Annotated in this window: 22 protein-coding genes; 21 read left to right on the plus strand and 1 reads right to left on the minus strand. The window is 43.1% G+C overall.

Translation table 11 applies throughout. The annotated features are described in order from the left end of the window. Positions 1-21: 21 nt before the first annotated feature. From hemW to mtaB, 8 genes are all read left to right on the plus strand, one after another. Complete coding sequence (gene hemW / locus AAGG74_RS02110) at positions 22-1161, plus strand: radical SAM family heme chaperone HemW (RefSeq protein WP_429674397.1); 1140 nt, start codon at positions 22-24, stop codon at positions 1159-1161. 80 nt (positions 1162-1241) lie between these two features. Next, complete coding sequence (gene hrcA, locus AAGG74_RS02115) at positions 1242-2273, plus strand: heat-inducible transcriptional repressor HrcA (protein ID WP_162102359.1); 1032 nt, start codon at positions 1242-1244, stop codon at positions 2271-2273. Between the two features lie 70 nt (positions 2274-2343). Beyond that, on the plus strand, positions 2344-2907 hold the full coding sequence (gene grpE, locus AAGG74_RS02120; RefSeq protein ID WP_429674399.1) for a nucleotide exchange factor GrpE: 564 nt from the start codon (positions 2344-2346) through the stop codon (positions 2905-2907). 23 nt (positions 2908-2930) lie between these two features. Further along, a complete protein-coding gene (gene dnaK / locus AAGG74_RS02125; RefSeq protein WP_429674400.1) occupies positions 2931-4766 on the plus strand; it encodes a molecular chaperone DnaK in 1836 nt (611 codons plus the stop codon). Between the two features lie 200 nt (positions 4767-4966). Continuing rightward, positions 4967-6094: a molecular chaperone DnaJ gene (gene dnaJ / locus AAGG74_RS02130; protein WP_162102362.1), complete on the plus strand. Its 1128-nt coding sequence runs from the start codon at positions 4967-4969 to the stop codon at positions 6092-6094. Between the two features lie 24 nt (positions 6095-6118). Continuing rightward, on the plus strand, positions 6119-7054 hold the full coding sequence (prmA, locus tag AAGG74_RS02135) for a 50S ribosomal protein L11 methyltransferase (RefSeq protein WP_429674401.1): 936 nt from the start codon (positions 6119-6121) through the stop codon (positions 7052-7054). A 22-nt stretch (positions 7055-7076) separates the two neighbouring features. Beyond that, positions 7077-7847, plus strand: coding sequence for a 16S rRNA (uracil(1498)-N(3))-methyltransferase (locus AAGG74_RS02140; protein WP_429674402.1), 771 nt, complete (start codon positions 7077-7079; stop codon positions 7845-7847). Beyond that, complete coding sequence (gene mtaB, locus AAGG74_RS02145; RefSeq protein WP_162102365.1) at positions 7847-9202, plus strand: tRNA (N(6)-L-threonylcarbamoyladenosine(37)-C(2))-methylthiotransferase MtaB; 1356 nt, start codon at positions 7847-7849, stop codon at positions 9200-9202. The genes AAGG74_RS02140 and mtaB overlap by 1 nt, the downstream gene beginning before the upstream one ends. 33 nt (positions 9203-9235) lie before the next feature. Here mtaB and AAGG74_RS02150 read toward each other — a convergent pair whose 3' ends face one another. Continuing rightward, on the minus strand, positions 9236-10159 hold the full coding sequence (locus tag AAGG74_RS02150) for a Na/Pi symporter (protein ID WP_162102366.1): 924 nt from the start codon (positions 10157-10159) through the stop codon (positions 9236-9238). A gap of 173 nt (positions 10160-10332) precedes the next feature. Here AAGG74_RS02150 and rpsU point away from each other — a divergent pair, with 173 nt between their 5' ends. From rpsU to era, 13 genes are all read left to right on the plus strand, one after another. Beyond that, positions 10333-10506, plus strand: coding sequence for a 30S ribosomal protein S21 (rpsU, locus tag AAGG74_RS02155; protein ID WP_003152957.1), 174 nt, complete (start codon positions 10333-10335; stop codon positions 10504-10506). Positions 10507-10520: 14 nt separating this feature from the next. Next, the gene (locus tag AAGG74_RS02160) at positions 10521-10967 is read left to right on the plus strand and encodes a GatB/YqeY domain-containing protein (RefSeq protein ID WP_003230022.1); all 447 of its coding nucleotides are present in this window, start codon (positions 10521-10523) and stop codon (positions 10965-10967) included. Between the two features lie 130 nt (positions 10968-11097). After that, positions 11098-12411: an NfeD family protein gene (locus AAGG74_RS02165; RefSeq protein WP_429674403.1), complete on the plus strand. Its 1314-nt coding sequence runs from the start codon at positions 11098-11100 to the stop codon at positions 12409-12411. Between the two features lie 21 nt (positions 12412-12432). Further along, on the plus strand, positions 12433-13428 hold the full coding sequence (floA, locus tag AAGG74_RS02170) for a flotillin-like protein FloA (protein WP_162102368.1): 996 nt from the start codon (positions 12433-12435) through the stop codon (positions 13426-13428). Positions 13429-13452: 24 nt separating this feature from the next. Then, entirely contained in the window at positions 13453-13872 is a 420-nt protein-coding gene (locus tag AAGG74_RS02175) for a hypothetical protein (RefSeq protein WP_429674405.1), read from the plus strand. Between the two features lie 56 nt (positions 13873-13928). Beyond that, positions 13929-14210, plus strand: a complete 282-nt coding sequence (yqfC, locus tag AAGG74_RS02180) for a sporulation protein YqfC (protein ID WP_024122093.1) — start codon at positions 13929-13931, stop codon at positions 14208-14210. Positions 14211-14228: 18 nt separating this feature from the next. Further along, positions 14229-15425 (plus strand): sporulation protein YqfD, encoded by a 1197-nt coding sequence (gene yqfD / locus AAGG74_RS02185; RefSeq protein WP_162102370.1) that lies wholly within the window; start codon positions 14229-14231, stop codon positions 15423-15425. Then, on the plus strand, positions 15422-16381 hold the full coding sequence (locus AAGG74_RS02190) for a PhoH family protein (RefSeq protein ID WP_162102371.1): 960 nt from the start codon (positions 15422-15424) through the stop codon (positions 16379-16381). The genes yqfD and AAGG74_RS02190 overlap by 4 nt, the downstream gene beginning before the upstream one ends. A 79-nt stretch (positions 16382-16460) precedes the next feature. After that, complete coding sequence (pgpH, locus tag AAGG74_RS02195; RefSeq protein WP_162102372.1) at positions 16461-18596, plus strand: cyclic-di-AMP phosphodiesterase PgpH; 2136 nt, start codon at positions 16461-16463, stop codon at positions 18594-18596. Continuing rightward, positions 18597-19070 carry an rRNA maturation RNase YbeY gene (gene ybeY, locus AAGG74_RS02200; protein ID WP_162102373.1) on the plus strand — a complete coding sequence of 158 codons (474 nt, stop codon included), beginning with the start codon at positions 18597-18599 and terminating at the stop codon, positions 19068-19070. Then, positions 19051-19422: a diacylglycerol kinase family protein gene (locus AAGG74_RS02205; protein ID WP_162102374.1), complete on the plus strand. Its 372-nt coding sequence runs from the start codon at positions 19051-19053 to the stop codon at positions 19420-19422. The genes ybeY and AAGG74_RS02205 overlap by 20 nt, the downstream gene beginning before the upstream one ends. 119 nt (positions 19423-19541) lie before the next feature. After that, positions 19542-19952: a cytidine deaminase gene (locus AAGG74_RS02210; RefSeq protein WP_429674406.1), complete on the plus strand. Its 411-nt coding sequence runs from the start codon at positions 19542-19544 to the stop codon at positions 19950-19952. Then, positions 19933-20838 (plus strand): GTPase Era, encoded by a 906-nt coding sequence (era, locus tag AAGG74_RS02215; protein WP_429674407.1) that lies wholly within the window; start codon positions 19933-19935, stop codon positions 20836-20838. Before AAGG74_RS02210 ends, era begins: the two co-directional genes overlap by 20 nt. Positions 20839-20927: the final 89 nt, after the last annotated feature.

Consider the following 20927-nt stretch of genomic DNA (forward strand, 5'->3'; position numbering starts at 1 on the left):
TCTGTAAAGAAGGTGAATACGTTGAAATCAGCTTATATCCATATCCCGTTTTGTGAGCACATTTGCCACTACTGCGATTTCAATAAATATTTTATTCAAAGCCAGCCTGTTGATGAGTATTTAAACGCGCTTGAACAGGAAATGATAAATACAATAACGAAAACAGGACAGCCTGATCTCCAAACGATCTTTATCGGAGGAGGCACGCCGACCTCTCTTTCTGAGGAACAACTCAAAAAGCTGATGGACATGATCATCCGAGTGCTGAAGCCCTCAAGCTCTTTAACAGAGTTTGCAGTTGAGGCCAATCCCGACGACCTGTCCGCAGAGAAATTAAACATATTAAAAGAAGCCGGTGTCAATCGCCTCAGCTTTGGTGTCCAAACGTTCGAAGACGATCTATTAGAAAAAATCGGCCGGGTGCACAAACAAAAAGATGTATTTGCCTCTTTTGAAAGAGCGCGGAAAATAGGTTTTGACAACATCAGTCTTGATTTAATGTTCGGGCTTCCGGGACAAACTCTGAAGCATCTGGATCATTCTTTAAACACTGCCTTATCGTTGGATGCGGAGCATTATTCCGTATACTCTCTCATTGTAGAACCGAAAACGGTGTTTTATAATTTGATGCAAAAAGGACGGCTTCACCTTCCGCCGCAGGAGCAGGAAGCCGAAATGTATGAAATGGTGATGAGCCGTATGGAAGCTCAAGGCATTCATCAATATGAAATCAGCAACTTTGCTAAGCAAGGTATGGAATCAAAGCACAATCTGACCTATTGGAGCAACGAGGAATATTTCGGCTTCGGAGCAGGAGCCCATGGTTATATTGGCGGCACACGGACCGTAAACGTCGGACCGGTCAAGCATTACATTGACCTGATCGCTGAAAAAGGCTTTCCGTACAGAGATACACATGCAGTGACAACAGAAGAGCAAATCGAAGAAGAAATGTTTTTAGGCTTGAGAAAAACAGCCGGTGTCAGCAAAATACGATTTGCAGAAAAATACGGTCGTTCACTGAATGAACTTTTTCCAAGTGTATTAAATGACCTCACTGAAAAAGGGCTGATTCACAATTCGGAGTCTGCCATTTGTTTGACCCATCAGGGGAAATTATTAGGGAATGAAGTTTTTGGCGCTTTTTTGGGTGAGTTATAATTGACATTTTTCTCGTGGTTTGATACTTTTGTTATAGAATTAGCACTCGCTTATTGAGAGTGCTAACAGAGGTGATGATGATGTTAACAAATCGTCAGCTGCTGATCCTTCAGGTCATAATCAACGATTTTATTCAATCGGCTCAGCCGGTAGGATCAAGAACTCTTTCGAAAAAAGATGAAATCACATTTAGCTCTGCAACAATTAGAAACGAGATGGCTGACTTGGAAGAATTGGGCTTTATTGAAAAAACCCATTCATCCTCAGGACGTGTTCCGTCAGAAAAAGGGTATCGGTACTATGTTGACCATTTGCTGTCACCCGTCAAACTGACAAAAAGCGATCTGGATCATATCCACTCGATTTTCAAAGAGAAAATTTTCGAGCTGGAGAAGACAGTTCAGAAATCAGCTCAAATTTTATCCGATCTGACGGATTATACATCCATCGTACTCGGGCCGAAGCTGAGTGAGAATTATCTTAAACAGATTCAAATCATTCCGATTCAGCCTGATATGGCGGTAGCAATCCTTGTTACCAACACAGGGCATGTGGAAAACAAAACGATTAATTTCCCGGCCAAAATGGATCTGTCTGATATTGAAAAACTGGTAAATATACTGAATGACCGTTTAAGCGGTGTTCCAATGGATGAGCTGAATGAGCGCATATTTAAGGAAGTCGTCATGTATCTAAGACAGCACATTAAAAACTATGACAATATACTTGACGCGCTTCGTTCAACCTTTCATTCCACAAGTCACGTTGAAAAATTATTTTTCGGCGGAAAAATCAATATGCTGAACCAGCCGGAGTTCCATGATATCACCAGAGTCCGTTCTCTGCTCTCATTAATCGAAAAAGAACAGGATGTTTTGAAACTCGTTCAATCCCCGCACACGGGAATTTCGATTAAAATCGGGAAAGAGAACGACTATGAAGAGATGGAAAACTGCAGTTTGATTACGGCCTCTTATTCCGTTGATCAGAAGCAGATCGGCTCAATTGCAATTATCGGCCCGACCCGCATGAATTATTCCAGGGTTGTCAGCCTGCTTGAGCATGTGACTTCGGACTTGTCAAAAGCATTAACAAGTTTGTATGATGAATAAGGTATTTATGGCTGATTTTATCGAGGGGCAGCATCGCCCTTCTCTTTACACTTTGAGGGAGGTGAACACAATGTCAGAAGAAAAACAATCCGTTGAACAAAACGAAACAGAAGAGCAGGAAGTCATTGAAGAAGAAGCTGCTGCTGAAGAACAGCAGGACGAAACAAATGAAAGCGAACCTCTTCAACATCAAATTAACGAATTGCAAGGTTTGCTTGAAGAAAAAGAAAACAAACTTTTGCGTGTTCAAGCAGACTTTGAAAACTATAAACGACGCAGCCGTCTAGAGATGGAAACGTCCCAAAAATACCGTTCGCAAAACATCGTGGCTGATTTGCTGCCGGCTCTTGACAGCTTTGAAAGAGCGCTTCAGGTAGAAGCCGACAATGAACAGACGAAAAGTTTGCTCCAAGGAATGGAAATGGTCCACCGTCAGCTCGTAGAAGCCTTGAAAAAAGAAGGCGTTGAAGCTATCGAAGCTGTAGGGCAAGAATTTGATCCTAATCTGCATCAAGCCGTTATGCAAGCTGAAGATGAAAACTACGGCTCCAACATTGTTGTTGAGGAAATGCAAAAAGGCTATAAGCTGAAGGATCGCGTCATTCGTCCTTCCATGGTTAAAGTAAATCAATAATTACATAGCAGGAGGTTATTCAAGTGAGTAAAGTTATCGGAATCGACTTAGGAACAACAAACTCATGTGTGGCAGTACTTGAAGGCGGCGAGCCTAAAGTTATTGCTAACGCTGAAGGAAATCGCACAACGCCATCAGTTGTTGCATTCAAAAATGGCGAACGCCAAGTAGGGGAAGTAGCTAAACGTCAGTCTATCACAAACCCTAACACAATCATGTCTGTTAAACGCCATATGGGTACTGATTATAAAGTTGAGGTTGAAGGGAAAGATTACACTCCTCAAGAAGTGTCTGCAATCATCCTTCAACACCTTAAATCATACGCTGAAAGCTATCTTGGCGAAACAGTATCAAAAGCAGTTATCACAGTTCCTGCGTACTTTAACGATGCTGAGCGTCAAGCAACAAAAGACGCTGGTAAAATTGCAGGTCTTGAAGTAGAACGTATCATCAATGAGCCGACTGCAGCAGCGCTTGCATACGGACTTGACAAAACAGATGAAGATCAAACGATCCTTGTATACGACCTTGGCGGCGGTACATTCGACGTGTCAATCCTTGAACTTGGCGACGGTGTATTCGAAGTTCGTTCAACTGCTGGTGACAACCGTCTGGGCGGTGACGATTTTGACCAAGTTATCATCGATCACCTTGTGTCTGAATTCAAAAAAGACAATGGCATTGATCTTTCAAAAGACAAAATGGCGCTTCAACGTTTGAAAGACGCAGCTGAAAAAGCGAAAAAAGATCTCTCCGGCGTATCTTCTACGCAAATTTCTTTACCGTTTATCACAGCTGGAGAAGCAGGACCGCTTCACCTTGAACTGACATTAACCCGCGCTAAATTCGAAGAGCTTTCTTCTCATTTAGTAGAGCGCACAATGGGTCCTGTCCGTCAAGCGCTTCAAGATGCAGGGCTTTCTGCAAGCGAAATCGACAAAGTCATCCTTGTCGGCGGATCAACTCGTATCCCTGCTGTACAAGAAGCGATCAAAAAAGAAACTGGAAAAGAAGCGCATAAAGGCGTAAACCCAGATGAAGTTGTGGCGCTTGGTGCAGCGATTCAGGGCGGCGTAATTACTGGTGACGTAAAAGACGTTGTTCTTCTTGACGTTACACCGCTTTCTCTCGGTATTGAAACAATGGGCGGCGTATTCACAAAGCTTATTGACCGCAACACAACGATCCCGACGAGCAAATCACAAGTGTTCTCAACTGCTGCTGATAACCAAACAGCTGTTGATATTCATGTGCTTCAAGGTGAGCGCCCAATGTCTGCGGACAACAAAACACTCGGACGCTTCCAGCTTACTGATATCCCGCCAGCACCGCGCGGCGTGCCTCAAATCGAAGTTTCTTTCGATATTGACAAAAACGGTATCGTAAACGTACGAGCAAAAGACTTAGGTACAGGAAAAGAACAAAACATTACAATCAAATCTTCTTCAGGTCTTTCTGATGATGAGATCGAACGCATGGTAAAAGAAGCAGAAGAAAATGCTGACGCTGATGCGAAGAAAAAAGAAGAAATCGAAGTCCGCAATGAAGCAGATCAGCTTGTTTTCCAAACTGAGAAAACATTAAAAGATCTTGAAGGCAAAGTGGACGAAGAACAAGTGAAAAAAGCCAACGATGCCAAAGACGCTTTACAAGCAGCGATTGAGAAAAACGAATTTGAAGACATCAAAGCGAAAAAAGATGAGCTTCAAACAATCGTTCAAGAGCTTTCTATGAAGCTTTATGAAGAAGCTGCCAAAGCACAACAGGCTCAAGAGGGCGCAAACGCTGAAGGCAAAGCGGATGACAATGTTGTCGACGCTGAATACGAAGAAGTAAACGACGATCAAAACAAAAAATAAGTTCTTCTTAAAGTCAGTCCCGCTTTTCGGGGCTGGCCGAAAAGAACACATTTCATAATCTGATTCAATGATTAGAAAGTCAAAGTCAGGCATCTCTTGGCTTTGACTTTTTTTCTTGCCCGGGATAAAAGGAATTGAAAAATCATAATTCAAAATGATACAATCTAATTTATGTGAGAAATTCGGGAGAGTGAAGCGAGATGAGTAAGCGTGATCACTACGAAGTGCTGGGAGTAAGCAAGAGCGCTTCAAAGGATGAAATTAAAAAGGCTTATCGGAAGCTGTCAAAAAAATACCACCCTGATATTAACAAAGAAGCCGGATCAGACGAAAAATTCAAAGAGGTAAAAGAAGCGTACGAAACACTGTCAGATGATCAAAAACGTGCGCATTACGACCAATTTGGGCATGCAGATCCTAATCAGGGATTCGGCGGCGGAGGTTTTGGCGGCGGCGATTTCGGCGGTTTTGGTTTCGATGATATTTTCTCAAGTATTTTCGGCGGAGGCACAAGACGGCGAGATCCAAACGCACCGCGCCAAGGTGCCGATTTGCAGTATACGATGACCTTGTCGTTTGAGGATGCCGCTTTCGGTAAAGAAACAACCATTGAAATTCCGCGTGAGGAAACATGTGAGACATGTAAAGGCTCAGGGGCGAAACCTGGGACAAATCCGGAAACGTGCTCGCACTGCGGAGGCTCCGGCCAGTTAAACGTGGAGCAAAATACGCCGTTTGGAAAAGTCGTGAACAGACGGGTCTGCCACCACTGTGAAGGTACGGGTAAAATCATTAAAGACAAATGTGCAGATTGCGGCGGCAAAGGTAAAATCAAAAAACGCAAAAAAATTAGTGTGACAATCCCAGCCGGTGTGGATGACGGGCAGCAGCTTCGTCTCGCTGGACAGGGTGAACCTGGAGTAAATGGCGGTCCTGCCGGGGATTTATTTGTCGTGTTCCATGTGCGCCCTCATGAGTTCTTCGAGCGTGACGGCGATGATATTTACTGTGAAATGCCGTTAACGTTTGCTCAGGCTGCTCTTGGTGATGAAGTAGAAGTTCCGACGCTGCATGGAAAAGTGAAATTGAAAATTCCAGCCGGTACACAAACAGGAACGAAATTCAGATTAAGAGGCAAAGGCGTTCAAAATGTCAGAGGCTACGGACAGGGTGACCAGCATATTGTCGTTCGTGTCGTAACGCCGACAAACCTGACAGATAAACAAAAAGACATTATACGTGAATTCGCCGAAGTCAGCGGAAACCTGCCTGATGAACAGGAAATGAGTTTCTTCGACAAGGTAAAACGCGCGTTTAAAGGCGATTAATTATTGGATGAGGAGTTGGTAGTTTTGAAATGGTCCGAATTAAGCATTCACACAACACATGAAGCGGTCGAACCTATCTCAAATATATTGCATGAAGCTGGTGCAAGTGGGGTTGTGATAGAGGACCCGCTTGATTTAATTAAAGAACGTGAGAATGTGTACGGGGAAATCTACCAGCTCGACCCCAATGATTATCCAGACGAGGGTGTCATTGTTAAAGCATACCTACCGGTTAACAGCTTTCTAGGCGAAACGGTGGAAGGCATTAAAGAAACGATTAATAATCTGCTTCTTTACGATATTGATTTGGGCAGAAATCACATCACGATCTGCGAAGTGAATGAAGAAGAGTGGGCGACTGCTTGGAAAAAGTATTATCATCCTGTGAAAATTTCAGAAAAATTTACAATTGTGCCAACCTGGGAGGAATATAATCCGGTTCATACTGATGAACTGATTATTGAAATGGACCCGGGAATGGCCTTTGGCACAGGGACACACCCGACAACTGTACTCTGCATTCAGGCGCTTGAACGCATTGTGCAAAAGGGTGATAAGGTGATTGATGTCGGCACAGGTTCTGGTATTTTAAGTATTGCGGCTGCGATGCTTGAGGCTGAATCAGTTCATGCCTACGATCTTGATCCCGTAGCTGTAGAAAGTGCACGTCTCAATCTCAAGCTGAACAAGGTGAGCGAAATTGCGCAAGTGAAGCAAAACAACTTGTTAGACGGGATTGAAGGAGAACATGATGTCATTGTTGCTAACATTTTGGCTGAAGTCATTCTTCGCTTTACATCACAAGCGTACAGCCTGTTAAAAGAGGGCGGCCATTTTATTACGTCAGGGATCATCGGCCATAAAAAACAAGAAGTAAAAGAAGCACTGGAACAAGCTGGCTTCACTATTGTAGAAATCCTGTCAATGGAAGATTGGGTCAGCATAATTGCGAAAAAATAATAGTTAGTAGGTGTCACAGCGTATGCAACGATATTTTATCGAGCTCACGAAGCAGCAAATGGAGGAAACGCCGGCTTTTTCGGTTACAGGCGAAGATGTTCATCATATTGTGAACGTGATGAGGATGAATGAGGGAGACCAGATTGTCTGCTGCTCTCAGGACGGCTTCGAGGCAAAATGTGAACTTCAATCTGTTTCCAAAGATAATGTATCATGCCTTGTGGTAGAATGGACGAATGAAAACAGAGAGCTTCCGATAAAGGTCTATATAGCGAGCGGTCTCCCGAAAGGAGATAAGCTTGAATGGATTATCCAAAAAGGGACTGAGCTTGGAGCTCATGCCTTTATTCCTTTCCAAGCCGCGCGTTCTGTTGTTAAGCTGGATGACAAGAAGGCTAAGAAAAAGCAGGAAAGATGGACGAAAATTGCGAAGGAAGCGGCTGAACAATCGTACCGTAACGAAGTGCCTCAAGTAATGGGTGTCCATTCTTTTCAGCAGCTTCTTCAAAGGATGCAGAATTTCGATAAATGTGTCGTTGCATACGAGGAGTCATCGAAGCAAGGTGAAATGAGCGCATTCGGCTCAGCAGTTAGCAGCCTTCCGAAAGGATCATCTCTTTTGATCATATTTGGTCCCGAAGGCGGGTTAACAGAAGCAGAGGTTGAACAGGTCACAGAGAAAGACGGTGTGCCGTGCGGCCTTGGACCGAGAATTTTAAGGACAGAAACCGCTCCGCTATACGCGTTGAGTGCGATTTCTTATCAAACAGAGTTATTAAGAGGTGATCAGTAATGGCAACTGTTGCTTTCCATACGCTTGGCTGTAAAGTCAACCATTATGAAACAGAAGCAATCTGGCAGCTTTTCAAAGAAGCCGGCTATGAAAGAAGAGACTTTGAACAAACAGCTGATGTATATGTTATTAATACATGTACGGTAACAAATACGGGAGATAAAAAAAGCCGCCAAGTGATCAGACGCGCCATTCGTCAAAATCCTGACGGTGTCATCTGTGTCACAGGCTGCTATGCGCAAACCTCGCCTGCTGAGATTATGGCAATCCCTGGCGTTGATATTGTAGTCGGAACACAGGACCGGGAAAAAATGCTCGGCTACATCGATCAATACCGTGAAGAACGCCAGCCGATTAACGGTGTCGGCAATATCATGAAAGCAAGAGTTTATGAGGAACTTGACGTGCCTGCTTTCACGGACCGGACAAGAGCGTCATTGAAAATACAGGAGGGCTGCAATAATTTCTGCACATTCTGTATCATTCCGTGGGCACGCGGCCTGCTTCGCTCCCGCGATCCTGAAGAAGTCATTAAACAAGCGCAGCAGCTTGTCGATGCAGGATATAAAGAAATTGTTCTTACAGGCATTCATACAGGCGGCTACGGCGAAGATATGAAAGATTACAACTTCGCTAAGCTTTTGAGCGAATTAGACACTCGGGTTGAAGGCGTGAAGCGAATCAGAATTTCTTCAATTGAAGCCAGCCAAATCACAGACGAAGTGATCGAGGTCTTAGACCGCTCAGATAAGATTGTTAATCATTTGCATATTCCTATTCAATCTGCGTCAAATACAGTGCTTAAACGGATGAGACGTAAATATACGATGGAGTTTTTTGCAGACCGTTTAAACAAACTGAAAAAAGCACTGCCGGGCCTAGCGGTTACATCTGATGTCATTGTAGGATTTCCCGGTGAAACAGAAGAAGAATTTATGGAAACCTATCACTTTATTAAAGAACATCAATTCTCAGAACTGCATGTTTTCCCTTACAGCAAACGTACAGGAACGCCAGCTGCGCGAATGGAAGACCAAGTGGATGAAACCGTGAAAAATGAACGTGTACACCGCTTGATTGCTCTTTCTGACCAGCTTGCGAAAGAATATGCTTCACAATACGAAAATGAAGTGCTTGAGATTATTCCAGAGGAAGCGTATAAGGAAACAGAAGAAGAGAATATGTTTGTCGGTTACACAGACAACTATATGAAGGTTGTTTTCAAAGGTACGGAAGATATGATCGGCAAAATCGTGAAAGTCAAAATCCTAAAAGCAGGCTATCCTTACAACGAAGGACAATTTGTCCGTGTGGTTGAGGATGAAATAACTGAACATATGCGTTTGTCTTCTTAATAAAAAACCGGTGCATCCCCATGTACCGGTTTTTTATTTTGCTGGAATAAGAAAATGAATCAAACGGTAAAACAAGTTTGTAAGCGGAAGAAATAAGAAAGCTGTCACCACATTAAAAAAGAGGCTGAAATGTGCAATTTTTTGTGCGGGATCAGATGATAACTGTTCTACAAAGCCGGTTGCAGCCGCCAGAAAAGGAAATACAAGAGCCACGCCCAGCACATTAAACACTACATGGGCATACGCTGTCTGTTTCGCCGCATACCCGCCGGATACAGCAGCCATGACAGCTGTAATGCATGTCCCGATATTGGAACCGAGCACGACGCTCATCGCCTGTGTCAGTCCGATAATTCCTTCATTCATAAAGCTCATCAAAATACCGATACAGACAGAGCTTGAGTGAATAATGGCAGTTAACACCATACCGATGAGCAAAGCGGACCAGTTTGAATCGTTCACATGGTGCAGAACCTCCGCTCCCGTTTTCAGCTTTGTAAGCGGTCCTGCAAGATGACTGAACCCGCTGATGCAAAAAAAGATGATGCCGAGACCGAGGAAGCTTGTGCCCAGCTGTTTCAAAGGATACTTGCCAGTCAGAAAAAACAATAAACCGCCTATTAGAAGAACCCAAATCAAAACATCCATTTTGATCGCGATAAATTCAGTTGTAAAGGTAGACCCGACATTTGTTCCCAGAATCATTGGGATCGTCCGCTTAAAAGACAGAACGCCTGCACTGACAAAGCCGATGACAATAACCATAAATGCTGAACTGCTTTGAAGAATGCCTGTAAATAAAATGCTGATCAGAAACGCTTTTATCGGATGGTCCGTAAATAAAAGCAAATGTTCTTCGATTTTTGAGTACGCCATTGAAACTAAGCCTTTCCGAAGCATATTCATGCCTGCTAGAAAGAATAGTATAAGAGCAGTGAAGCTAATTAGAATTAACATCTTTTTTTACCCACCCCTTTCTACCAGTATATAGACAGGCAGCCGCACTCATGACGGAAAAGTGAACTCACTTAGTTGACCTGAATGGTGGCTTATATTATAATGTCAAAGTACATGTTTATATGTGTAACTTAAAGGTAGTCGATTGGTGTATTCGGAGGGAGGGAAAGAGAATGTCAAAAACGGTCGTTAGAAAAAACGAATCGCTTGAAGATGCTCTTCGTCGCTTCAAACGCAGTGTATCAAAGACAGGTACTTTGCAAGAAGCAAGAAAGCGCGAATTTTATGAAAAACCTAGCGTAAAGCGCAAGAAAAAATCTGAAGCTGCTAGAAAACGCAAATTCTAAAAGAGGGTGGATTTATGAGTCTTCTTGAGCGTCTTAACCAGGATATGAAGCTATATATGAAAAACCGTGAGAAAGACAAACTGACTGTCGTTCGAATGGTTAAGGCTTCACTTCAAAATGAAGCAATTAAGCTTAAGAAAGACAGTTTGACCGAGGATGAGGAACTCACTGTCCTTTCTCGTGAACTTAAGCAACGTAAAGACTCCCTCCAGGAATTTTCAAACGCTAATCGTTTAGATTTAGTAGATAAAGTTCAAAAAGAGCTGGACATTTTAGAAGTTTATTTACCTGAGCAGCTGTCAGAAGAAGAGCTGCGTACAATCGTAAATGAAACCATTGCTGAAGTCGGTGCAAGCTCAAAAGCGGACATGGGCAAAGTAATGGGGGCAATTATGCCTAAAGTAAAAGGTAAAGCTGACGGAAGTTTAATAAATAAGCTTGTGAGCAGTCAACTGTCTTAAATGGCAAAGAAAAGGACATCTTTCTAAGAGAGATGTCTTTTTTTATACATAAAAAAATGAAACCTTCGATACATTTGTTACGTATAGAGAGAAGGCACTTATTATAAAAGGAAGGAGGGATACATCGCCCTTGCTTCAGAACAAAGGATTCCGTGCTGTTCTTTTGAGTATATTTTTACTTTCTTTATTAGGCGTACAGCTGCACGCCAAAGCAGAAAAACAAATAGTTTATGTAATTCCAGTAGAAAAAAATGTCGAACAGAGCCTCGCTTCGTTTTTGTCTCGTTCGTTACAAGATGCAAAAGAAGCACATGCAGATCATATTATTCTTGACATCAATACGCCCGGAGGATTAGTCAAATCAGCTATTGATATAGCGGACCTGATAACCGAAAGCGAAATTCCTGTAACTGCATATGTTAACAAACGCGCATTGTCTGCTGGTGCATATATTGCGTTGCAAGCCGATCATATTTATATGGCGCCTGGCGGAAAAATGGGGGCGGCGGCAATTATTGATGCCAAAGGCAATGCAGCTGACCAAAAAGCTGAATCACTTTGGCTGGCAGAACTGGAAGATGCTGCAGTGAAAAATCACCGCGATCCAAAGTATGCGCTCGCAATGGCTGACCCGGATATAGATGCCAAGGAAGTCGGCGCCCCGCGGGGGGATCTGCTGACACTTAACGCCGATAAGGCGATTGATGTAGGCTATTCAGAAGGCACGGCTGACAATTTATCCGCGCTCGTAAAAAAGCTTGGGTTTGAAAAAGCAAACATCAGTCATGCGAAGGAAAGCTTTGCAGAAAAGACGGTAAGGTGGCTGACGAATCCATTCATTGTTACTGTTCTGCTGACAATCGCTTTTTTAGGTTTGACGGTTGAGCTTTTTTCTCCGGGCATCGGCATTCCTGGAACGCTTGGATTCATCGCGTTATTGTTGTTCTTTTATGGACATCTCGCAGCCGGTCTTGCTGGATACGAGACGGTCCTCCTCTTTATAGCAGGGGTGCTTCTCATTCTGATTGAGATTTTCCTTCCCGGAGGCATCATTGGTTTACTGGGCTTAGGAGCGATTGTTGCGAGCCTGTTTTTAGCCGCGGGGAGTTTTACTGTCATGGCGGTTTCTCTCTTGATCGCCATAGCTGTTTCTATTACAGCTTTTATCTTACTGACAAGGGTGTTGGGAAAGCGTATGAAATTTTTTAAGAAATTTGTATTAAATGATTCTACAAATACAGAGAGCGGCTATGTGTCAAATCAAACACGCACAGATTTAATAGGAAAAGTAGGTATAACCTTTACACCGCTTCGTCCTGCTGGTACTGTTATTATTGATGAAGAACGCCTTGATGTTGTTTCAGAAGGATCGTTTACAGAAAAAGATAAGGAAGTAAAAGTGGTGAAAGTGGAAGGCTCACGTATTGTTGTGAGAGAAATTTAAACAGAAACGAGGAGAATAAATATGGATCCATCAACACTCATGATACTGGCTATTATCGTAGTAGGGATCATTGTTTTAGCTGTATTTTTTACATTTGTGCCTGTGATGCTTTGGATTTCAGCTTTAGCAGCCGGAGTAAAAATCAGTATTTTCACGCTAGTCGGAATGAGGCTTCGCCGCGTCATACCAAACAGAGTGGTAAACCCGCTAATTAAAGCGCATAAAGCTGGGCTTGATGCTACGACTAATCAGCTTGAAAGCCATTATCTCGCTGGAGGAAACGTTGACAGAGTTGTCAACGCGCTTATCGCCGCCCAGCGAGCGAACATCGAACTGACATTCGAACGCTGTGCTGCTATTGATCTTGCCGGCCGGGACGTATTGGAAGCTGTTCAAATGAGCGTTAATCCTAAGGTGATTGAAACGCCGTTTATTGCCGGTGTTGCTATGGACGGGATTGAAGTAAAGGCAAAAGCGAGAATTACAGTACGCGCGAATATCGAACGGCTCGTCGGGGGAGCTGGGGAAGAAACCATCGTAGCCCGTGTTGGCGAAGGGATCGTTTCAACAATCGGTTCATCAGAAAATCACAAAAAAGTGCTTGAAAACCCTGACATGATTTCTCAGACGGTACTTGGAAAAGGGTTGGACTCGGGAACTGCGTTTGAAATTCTCTCGATTGATATTGCTGATGTTGACATCGGTAAAAATATCGGCGCGATTTTACAAACTGATCAGGCCGAAGCAGATAAAAACATTGCGCAGGCAAAAGCGGAAGAACGCCGTGCGATGGCAGTTGCTCAAGAACAGGAAATGCGCGCCCGCGTGGAGGAAATGCGCGCGAAAGTGGTAGAAGCCGAAGCAGAAGTGCCGCTTGCGATGGCAGAAGCTTTGCGTGAAGGAAATATCGGTGTCATGGACTACATGAATATCAAAAACATCGATGCTGACACAGACATGCGTGATTCATTCGGCAAGCTGACGACAGATTCGTCTGATGAAGACCGCAAATCATAATCTCTCTAAGAAGGGAGAACGCTGATGAAAGATATACTGACCAATCCGCTCATTATCGCAGCGGTTATCGGACTCATTTCTATGATTTTCGGTAAAAAGAACAAAGAGGACAAGGAAAACAGCCCAAATAGAAACAAACCTCAGCAGGTACAAACTGCTTCTTCTCAGAAGAAGCAATCACAAGAAGACGTTCCCGTGCCTCCCCCTAACCCTATGGAGCAGGAAAGACGGGATGCCGAGAAAAGACGCAGGGAAACAGAAAGAAACCTGAAAGGGCTGGAACAAAACCTTACTGCAGTTAAACAAAAAGCAGTATACACAAAACAAAAAATGCTTCAGGTCAATAAAGACACTGTAGTACAGGGAATCGTCTTAGGAGAGGTATTCGGACCTCCGAGGGCGAAAAAGCCTCACCATACGATGCGCTCGGCTCGTAAAAATTAAAGTGTTAGAACCCCCTTTCAAATCATACATATGAGATGAAAGGGGGTTCTTTTTGTATGGGGCAGAGAAAGAATCGTTTGAAAGCTTGGCTGACAAGAGCATTGGAAATTCCCCCGGACGTTATGATGGATCTGCCGCGGATTACAATGGTTGGCAGACTTCATATCTACATAGAGAACCATAGAGGTCTTTTGCTTTTCAGTGAAAATGAAGTGAGACTGATGCTGAAGCAGGGCCAATGCATCATATCAGGAAAAAATTTCGTCATCAAAGCGATCCTGCCGGAAGAAATTCTTTTAGAGGGTACAATTGATGTCGTTCGATATGTTGAGTCATAAAGTCGAGGGGGAAATATCGTGAAAAATAAATGGCTGTCTTTTTTTTCGGGTAAGGTCCAGCTTGAATTGACGGGAAAAGGAATTGAACGGCTTCTTAATGAATGCATAAGACAGGAGATTCCGGTCTTTCATGTCAAAAAAAAGAAAGAAGCCGTATCGTTATATATACAGCTTCGGGATGTCCATGCCTTTCGCCGGGTGAGAAGAAAATTCACATGTAAAGCCCGGTTTATCAATCGGAAGGGACTTCCTTTCCTGTTGCTGAAATCAAAGCTGAATGTAGGGTTTACGATCGGTTTTGCGATGTTTTTCATCCTTTTGTTTTTGCTTTCCAATATGGTGTGGAAAATTGATGTGACAGGTGCTGAGCCTGAAACAGAACACCAGATGAGGCAGCATCTCAATGAAATCGGAGTCAAAAAGGGGCGCCTGCAGTTTTTCATGATGTCGCCTGAAAAAATACAAAAGTCGTTAACCAATGGGATAGACAATATCACTTGGGTCGGAGTTGATTTGAAGGGGACGACCATCCATATGAAAGTCGTGGAGAAAAATGAACCCGAAAAAGAAAAGTATGTCAGCCCGCGCGATATTGTCGCCAAAAAGAAAGCGACCATTACAAGAATGTATGTGCAAAAAGGACAGCCAATGGCCGCCATCCATGATCATGTGGAAAAGGGCCAGCTTCTTGTCTCAGGACTGATAGGCAGTGAAGAGAATCAGCAGGAAGTCGCCTCAAAGGCAAAAATTTACGGAGAAACTTGGTACAGATCCGAGGTAACAGTCCCGCTCGAAACATTATTTAACGTCTATACGGGCAAAGTAAGGACAAAGCACAAGCTTTCTTTTGGTTCTTTGGCAATCCCGATATGGGGCATGACGTTAAAAAAAGAGGAATTGAAACATCCGAAAACAGAGCTAGAAAAACATTCGCTGAATTTTCTCGGATTTACGCTCCCTGTATCCTATCTCAAAGAGCAAACGAGAGAAAGTGAAGAGGCTTTGCGAAAATATACGAAAGACGAAGCGGTTCAAGAAGGCATTAAATTGGGTAAACAGGATGTAGAGGATAAAATCGGCGAAAACGGCGAGGTGAAGAATGAAAAAGTTTTGCACCAGACTGTCGAGAATGGTAAAGTAAAGTTGATTATTCTCTACCAAGTTATAGAAGATATTGTTCAAACCACACCTATTGTCAGGGAGACTGAAGAATGACAGAACATTTACTTGCGATGAATCAAAAACTGAAAAGCCCGGACGAGGCGCTTTCCCTGTTCGGGAACCAAGATTCTTTTTTGAAATTGATGGAGAAAGATCTGAATGTAAATATCATTACGCGCGGTGAAACCATTTATGTTTCCGGCGATGAAGAATCGTATCAGATTGCAGACAAGCTGCTGGGATCGCTCCTCGCTTTAATTCGCAAGGGGATAGAGATTTCTGAACGTGATGTAATTTACGCCGTCAAAATGGCAAAGAAGGATGAACTTGAATACTTTGAAAGCATGTATGAAGAAGAAATTACAAAAACCGCAAAAGGCAAACCAATCCGTGTAAAAACGATGGGGCAGCGGGAATACGTGGCTGCTATGAAGCAAAATGACCTTGTATTCGGCATTGGCCCGGCGGGAACCGGAAAAACATATCTGGCTGTCGTAAAAGCAGTCCATGCTTTAAAAAACGGCCATATCAAAAAAATCATCTTAACAAGACCTGCTGTGGAAGCCGGTGAAAGCCTTGGTTTTCTCCCGGGTGACCTCAAAGAAAAAGTAGATCCTTATTTGCGCCCGCTGTACGACGCTCTTCATGATGTGCTTGGAGCAGACCATACAGAACGCCTGATGGAAAGGGGCACCATTGAAATTGCCCCGCTTGCATATATGAGGGGACGGACGCTTGATGATGCGTATGTTATACTTGATGAAGCACAGAATACCACACCTGCTCAGATGAAAATGTTTTTGACGAGACTGGGTTTTGGCTCTAAAATGATCATTACAGGTGACATTAGTCAAATTGATCTGCCGAAAGGCGTCAAATCGGGGCTTGCAGTAGCGAAGGAGATGCTAAAAGGGATAAACGGCATTTCTATGATTGAGCTAGACCAGACAGACGTGGTCAGACATCCGCTCGTTGCGAAAATTATTGAAGCATACGATAAGCAAAATTAATGCTGAATGACCCGATCGCGCGTTATCGGGTCATTTTTATGATTGCTTAGTGGGCTTGATGTTTCAAGAGGAGGTTCTTGTGTTGAAAAAGAAGGGGAAGACCAAAAGTAGCTCGAAAAAATGGGACAGCTTTAAAAATGCCCGCTCTATGCATGTACTATTGTATCTTCTGCTGGCTGCTATTATGTTTGCTTTACTCTTTGTACATGTTAAGCCGGAAACACTTGATTTAGACCTGTTTTCTGTCAGCGACAAGACCATTTACGCTCCGGCAACCGTGGAAGATCAAAAAGCCACAGAGGAAAAAAAGCAAGCCGCTGAGGATGCGGTTGAAGATCAATACACGCTGAAAAAAGAATATGCAGACAATCGGATTGACCTTGTGTCGTCTATATTCGACAGTATCAGCGAAGTGAAAAAATCATCGGAAGAGGACAGCAAATCACCATCGGAAAAATCAATGGTTAAGTCTGTAAAGAACAAATTAACGTCCGATGTGAATGATTCCATATCAGAGAATTCCATCAAGACATTGCTGAAAGCAGACAAGGAAGAGTTTTCTTTTGTCAGAGATACGGTCATTACGGCAGTAAATATGGTCATGAGCAGTGAAATCTCATCTGATAAACTAACTGATGCGAAGGATAAAGTAGAAAAAGAGCTAAAGGGCAATTCTATCCCCTCAAAATATTTGGGCGCTGCGACGGAAATCGGGCGTTTTGCTATTATTCCGAATTATGTCTTCGATCCGAAAGCGACAGAAGCAAAACGGCAGGAAGCGTCAGATAATGTCCAGCAGGTTCAGATCAAACAGGGGCAGGTGCTTGTGGAGGAAAATGACCTCATTGATCGGGAAGTGTACAGAAAGCTTGAGCTGACTGGGTTATTAAATAATTCAAATCTCTTTAAACCGATCAGCGGCCTATTGATTATGATCGGACTTTTCATTGCAACCCTTGTGTATTATTTTGAAAAGCAGAAGCAAGACTTGAAGTATAAAAATCAATCCATCCTGCTGTTCTCCATTATCATAACGCTTTTGCTTGTTATTATGGAGGTTGTCAGTTTATTTCAGAAGATGGAGTATCATAATATCGGCTATCTTGTTCCCATTGCGGCGGGCGCGATCTTAATCAAACTGCTTATGAATGAACGCATCGCTATTTTGGGAAGTATCATTCTTGCGATTTCCGGAAGTATGATGTTTAATCAGGGTGTAACAGGTACATTTAACTACGTCATAGGAATTTACTATTTAATCAGCGGGATTTCAGGCATTTTATTTTTAGGAAAACAAAATGCCAGATCAAAGATTTTGCAGACCGGACTTTTCGTAGCGTTTATTAATATGGTTGTCGTTCTTTCCTTGTTATTAATCCAAAACACTGCGCTGTCGGGCCTTGAAATCGGCACGTTAATGCTCATGGGTGTTGTATCGGGATTTGCGACGTCTGTATTGATTATCGGTCTGATGCCATTTTTTGAGACAGGCTTTGGCATTTTATCCACTGTGAGGCTGATTGAACTGTCTAATCCTAATCATCCGCTGCTGCGCAAAATATTAACAGAAACGCCAGGTACATATCATCACAGTGTAATGGTCGCCAATTTGTCAGAGGCTGCTTGTGAAGCGGTTGGGGCTAATGGTTTGCTTGCAAGAGTCGGCGCGTATTATCATGATCTCGGTAAAACAAAGCGTCCTCAATATTTTATTGAAAACCAAATGAATATAGACAATCCGCATGACAAGCTGTCACCTCAGCTGAGTAAAAATATTATCATTTCGCATACCACTGACGGCGCGAACATGCTGAGAAGCTATAAATTTCCGAGAGAGCTTGTAGACATTGCTGAACAGCATCACGGAACATCGCTTCTAAAGTTCTTTTATTATAAAGCGAAAGAAAAAGGAGACCAGATTACAGAAGAGGAGTTCCGTTACCCGGGACCGAAGCCGCAGTCAAAGGAAGCCGCGATTATATCAGTGGCTGACAGTGTTGAAGCGGCTGTCAGATCCATGCACAACCCAAACCCTGAACGGATTGAAAAGCTTGTCCGGGGTATTATATCCGATAAACTGCAGGACGGACAGTTCAGTGAATGCGATTTGACATTTAAAGAACTGGATACTATTGCAAAAACGCTATGTGCAACATTAAAAGGAATTTTCCACTCCCGGATTGAATATCCGGAGGCTACTAAGAAGGTGAAATAGATGAGTTTACTGATTGATATCGTTGATGAAACGGGGAGTGTCTCTGAAGAGATGCTCAAAGAAGTAGAAAATCTGCTTCAATTTGCCGCTGATCGTGAAGGCATTCAGGATGAGGCTGAAGTGTCTGTCACGATCGTTTCTAATGAAGATATTCAGCAGATCAATAAAGAATACCGCGGAAAGGATACACCGACAGATGTCATCTCATTTGCTCTTGAAGAAGAGGGAGAAGGCGAAGTTGAAATTGTCGGAGCAGACATGCCGCCGGTTTTAGGTGATATTATCATCAGTGCGGATCGCACAAGAGAGCAAGCAGAGGAGTATAACCATTCTTTTAAAAGAGAGCTTGGATTTCTGGCTGTGCACGGATTTCTGCATCTTTTAGGATATGACCATATGACGAAAGAGGAAGAAAAGGAGATGTTTACTAAGCAAAAGGATTTGCTGGACGCCTATGGACTCAAGAGATCATAGAAATGAGCTGATGCGATTCTTCAAAAGCTTTGTGCATGCAGGCCGAGGCATCTGGGAAACAGCGCGGACGGAGCGGAATTTTCAATTTCATGCCGCAGCAGCCTGCGCTGTTCTCATTTGCGGCTTCCTCGTGGAGCTCAGCTCAATGGAATGGGTGGTTATTTTCCTTTTGATCGGAGGAATGTTTTCCCTGGAGCTTTTAAATACAGCCATTGAACATACGGTTGATTTAGTAACAGATAAACATCACCCTCTTGCAAAAGCGGCTAAGGACGCTGCCGCCGGGGCAGTTTGCGTTTTTGCCGTTATTTCGTGTATCATTGGTTTACTTATTTTTTTGCCAAAGTTATAATAGTTGAAAATTCTTACATTTATTTTACATTTTTAGAAATGGGCGTGAAAAAAAGCGCGCGATTATGTAAAATATAAAGTGATAGCGGTACCATATAGGTAAGAGAGGAACATGTACACATGAACAGACAAGAATTAATAGCAGAAGCTTTAAAAGCGCGTGATATGGCATATGCGCCGTATTCCAAGTTTCAAGTAGGAGCCGCTCTTCTTACCAAGGATGGAAAAGTGTACAAAGGCTGCAACATCGAGAACGCGGCATACAGCATGTGCAATTGTGCTGAGCGTACCGCTTTATTTAAAGCTGTTTCTGAAGGGGATACAGAGTTTCAGATGCTGGCTGTTGCGGCTGACACCCCTGGCCCGGTATCTCCGTGCGGAGCCTGCCGCCAGGTGATTTCTGAGCTTTGCGCAAAGGACGTTATGGTCGTGCTGACTAATTTACAAGGACAAATAAAAGAAATGACAGTGGAAGAATTATTGCCAGGCGCATTTTCATCGGAGGATTTACATGACGAACGAAAGCTTTAAATCAGGGTTTGTATCCATTATCGGAAGACCAAATGTGGGGAAATCTACATTTTTGAACAGAGTTATTGGGCAAAAAATCGCGATTATGAGCGATAAGCCCCAAACGACGAGAAACAAGGTGCAAGGAGTTTTGACGACAAGCACATCACAAACGATTTTTATTGACACACCAGGAATTCATAAACCTAAGCATAAGCTTGGAGACTTTATGATGAAAGTGGCGCAAAATACATTAAAAGAAGTCGATTTGGTCTTGTTTATGATTAATGCCGAGGAAGGATACGGGAAGGGCGACGAATTCATCATTGAAAAATTGCAGCAGATGTCAACGCCCGTGTTTTTAATCGTAAACAAAATTGACAAAATTCATCCTGATCAATTGTTTCTCTTAATTGACGAGTACCGCAAACGCTATTCTTTTAAGGAAATTGTTCCGATTTCCGCTTTAGAAGGAAATAATATCGAAACACTGCTTACTCAGATTGAAAAATATTTGCCGGAAGGGCCGCAATTTTATCCGAGTGACCAGGTGACCGACCACCCGGAGCGCTTTATTATTTCTGAATTAATCAGAGAAAAGGTGCTGCACCTGACGAGAGAAGAGATTCCGCACAGTATTGCTGTGGCCATCGAATCCATCAAAGGGCAGGACAACGGTTCCATACATGTGGCTGCTACAATTGTGGTTGAACGGGATTCGCAAAAAGGCATTGTAATCGGGAAAAAGGGAAGCCTCCTAAAAGAGGTTGGAAAAAGAGCGAGAGCAGATATTGAAGCGCTGTTAGGCTCTCGTGTCTACCTTGAATTGTGGGTGAAAGTACAGAAAGATTGGCGTAATAAAATGTCTCAGCTACGCGATTTTGGTTTTAATGAGGACGAATATTAATCCGCTTGCTGTGTCATTATCTCACAGGAAAAGGGATGCATTAGTAAATTTTGTTTAACATGAAATGGGGGACATCTGGTCAAGATAAA

The sequence above is a fragment of the Bacillus mexicanus genome (assembly GCF_050445615.1).
Lineage (GTDB): Bacteria > Bacillota > Bacilli > Bacillales > Bacillaceae > Bacillus > Bacillus mexicanus.

Excerpts from the sequence above, each read along its gene's own strand:
- AAGG74_RS02175 (WP_429674405.1), top strand. The coding sequence starts at position 13,453 with ATGAAAGATATACTGACCAATCCGCTCATTATCGCAGCGGTTATCGGA.
- hrcA (WP_162102359.1), top strand. The coding sequence starts at position 1,242 with ATGTTAACAAATCGTCAGCTGCTGATCCTTCAGGTCATAATCAACGAT.
- AAGG74_RS02205 (WP_162102374.1), top strand. The coding sequence starts at position 19,051 with ATGGACTCAAGAGATCATAGAAATGAGCTGATGCGATTCTTCAAAAGC.
- AAGG74_RS02160 (WP_003230022.1), top strand. The coding sequence starts at position 10,521 with ATGAGTCTTCTTGAGCGTCTTAACCAGGATATGAAGCTATATATGAAA.
- dnaJ (WP_162102362.1), top strand. The coding sequence starts at position 4,967 with ATGAGTAAGCGTGATCACTACGAAGTGCTGGGAGTAAGCAAGAGCGCT.
- AAGG74_RS02190 (WP_162102371.1), top strand. The coding sequence starts at position 15,422 with ATGACAGAACATTTACTTGCGATGAATCAAAAACTGAAAAGCCCGGAC.
- grpE (WP_429674399.1), top strand. The coding sequence starts at position 2,344 with ATGTCAGAAGAAAAACAATCCGTTGAACAAAACGAAACAGAAGAGCAG.
- rpsU (WP_003152957.1), top strand. The coding sequence starts at position 10,333 with ATGTCAAAAACGGTCGTTAGAAAAAACGAATCGCTTGAAGATGCTCTT.
- mtaB (WP_162102365.1), top strand. The coding sequence starts at position 7,847 with ATGGCAACTGTTGCTTTCCATACGCTTGGCTGTAAAGTCAACCATTAT.
- AAGG74_RS02210 (WP_429674406.1), top strand. The coding sequence starts at position 19,542 with ATGAACAGACAAGAATTAATAGCAGAAGCTTTAAAAGCGCGTGATATG.
- ybeY (WP_162102373.1), top strand. The coding sequence starts at position 18,597 with ATGAGTTTACTGATTGATATCGTTGATGAAACGGGGAGTGTCTCTGAA.
- floA (WP_162102368.1), top strand. The coding sequence starts at position 12,433 with ATGGATCCATCAACACTCATGATACTGGCTATTATCGTAGTAGGGATC.
- AAGG74_RS02150 (WP_162102366.1), bottom strand. The coding sequence starts at position 10,159 with ATGTTAATTCTAATTAGCTTCACTGCTCTTATACTATTCTTTCTAGCA.
- AAGG74_RS02140 (WP_429674402.1), top strand. The coding sequence starts at position 7,077 with ATGCAACGATATTTTATCGAGCTCACGAAGCAGCAAATGGAGGAAACG.
- era (WP_429674407.1), top strand. The coding sequence starts at position 19,933 with ATGACGAACGAAAGCTTTAAATCAGGGTTTGTATCCATTATCGGAAGA.
- yqfC (WP_024122093.1), top strand. The coding sequence starts at position 13,929 with ATGGGGCAGAGAAAGAATCGTTTGAAAGCTTGGCTGACAAGAGCATTG.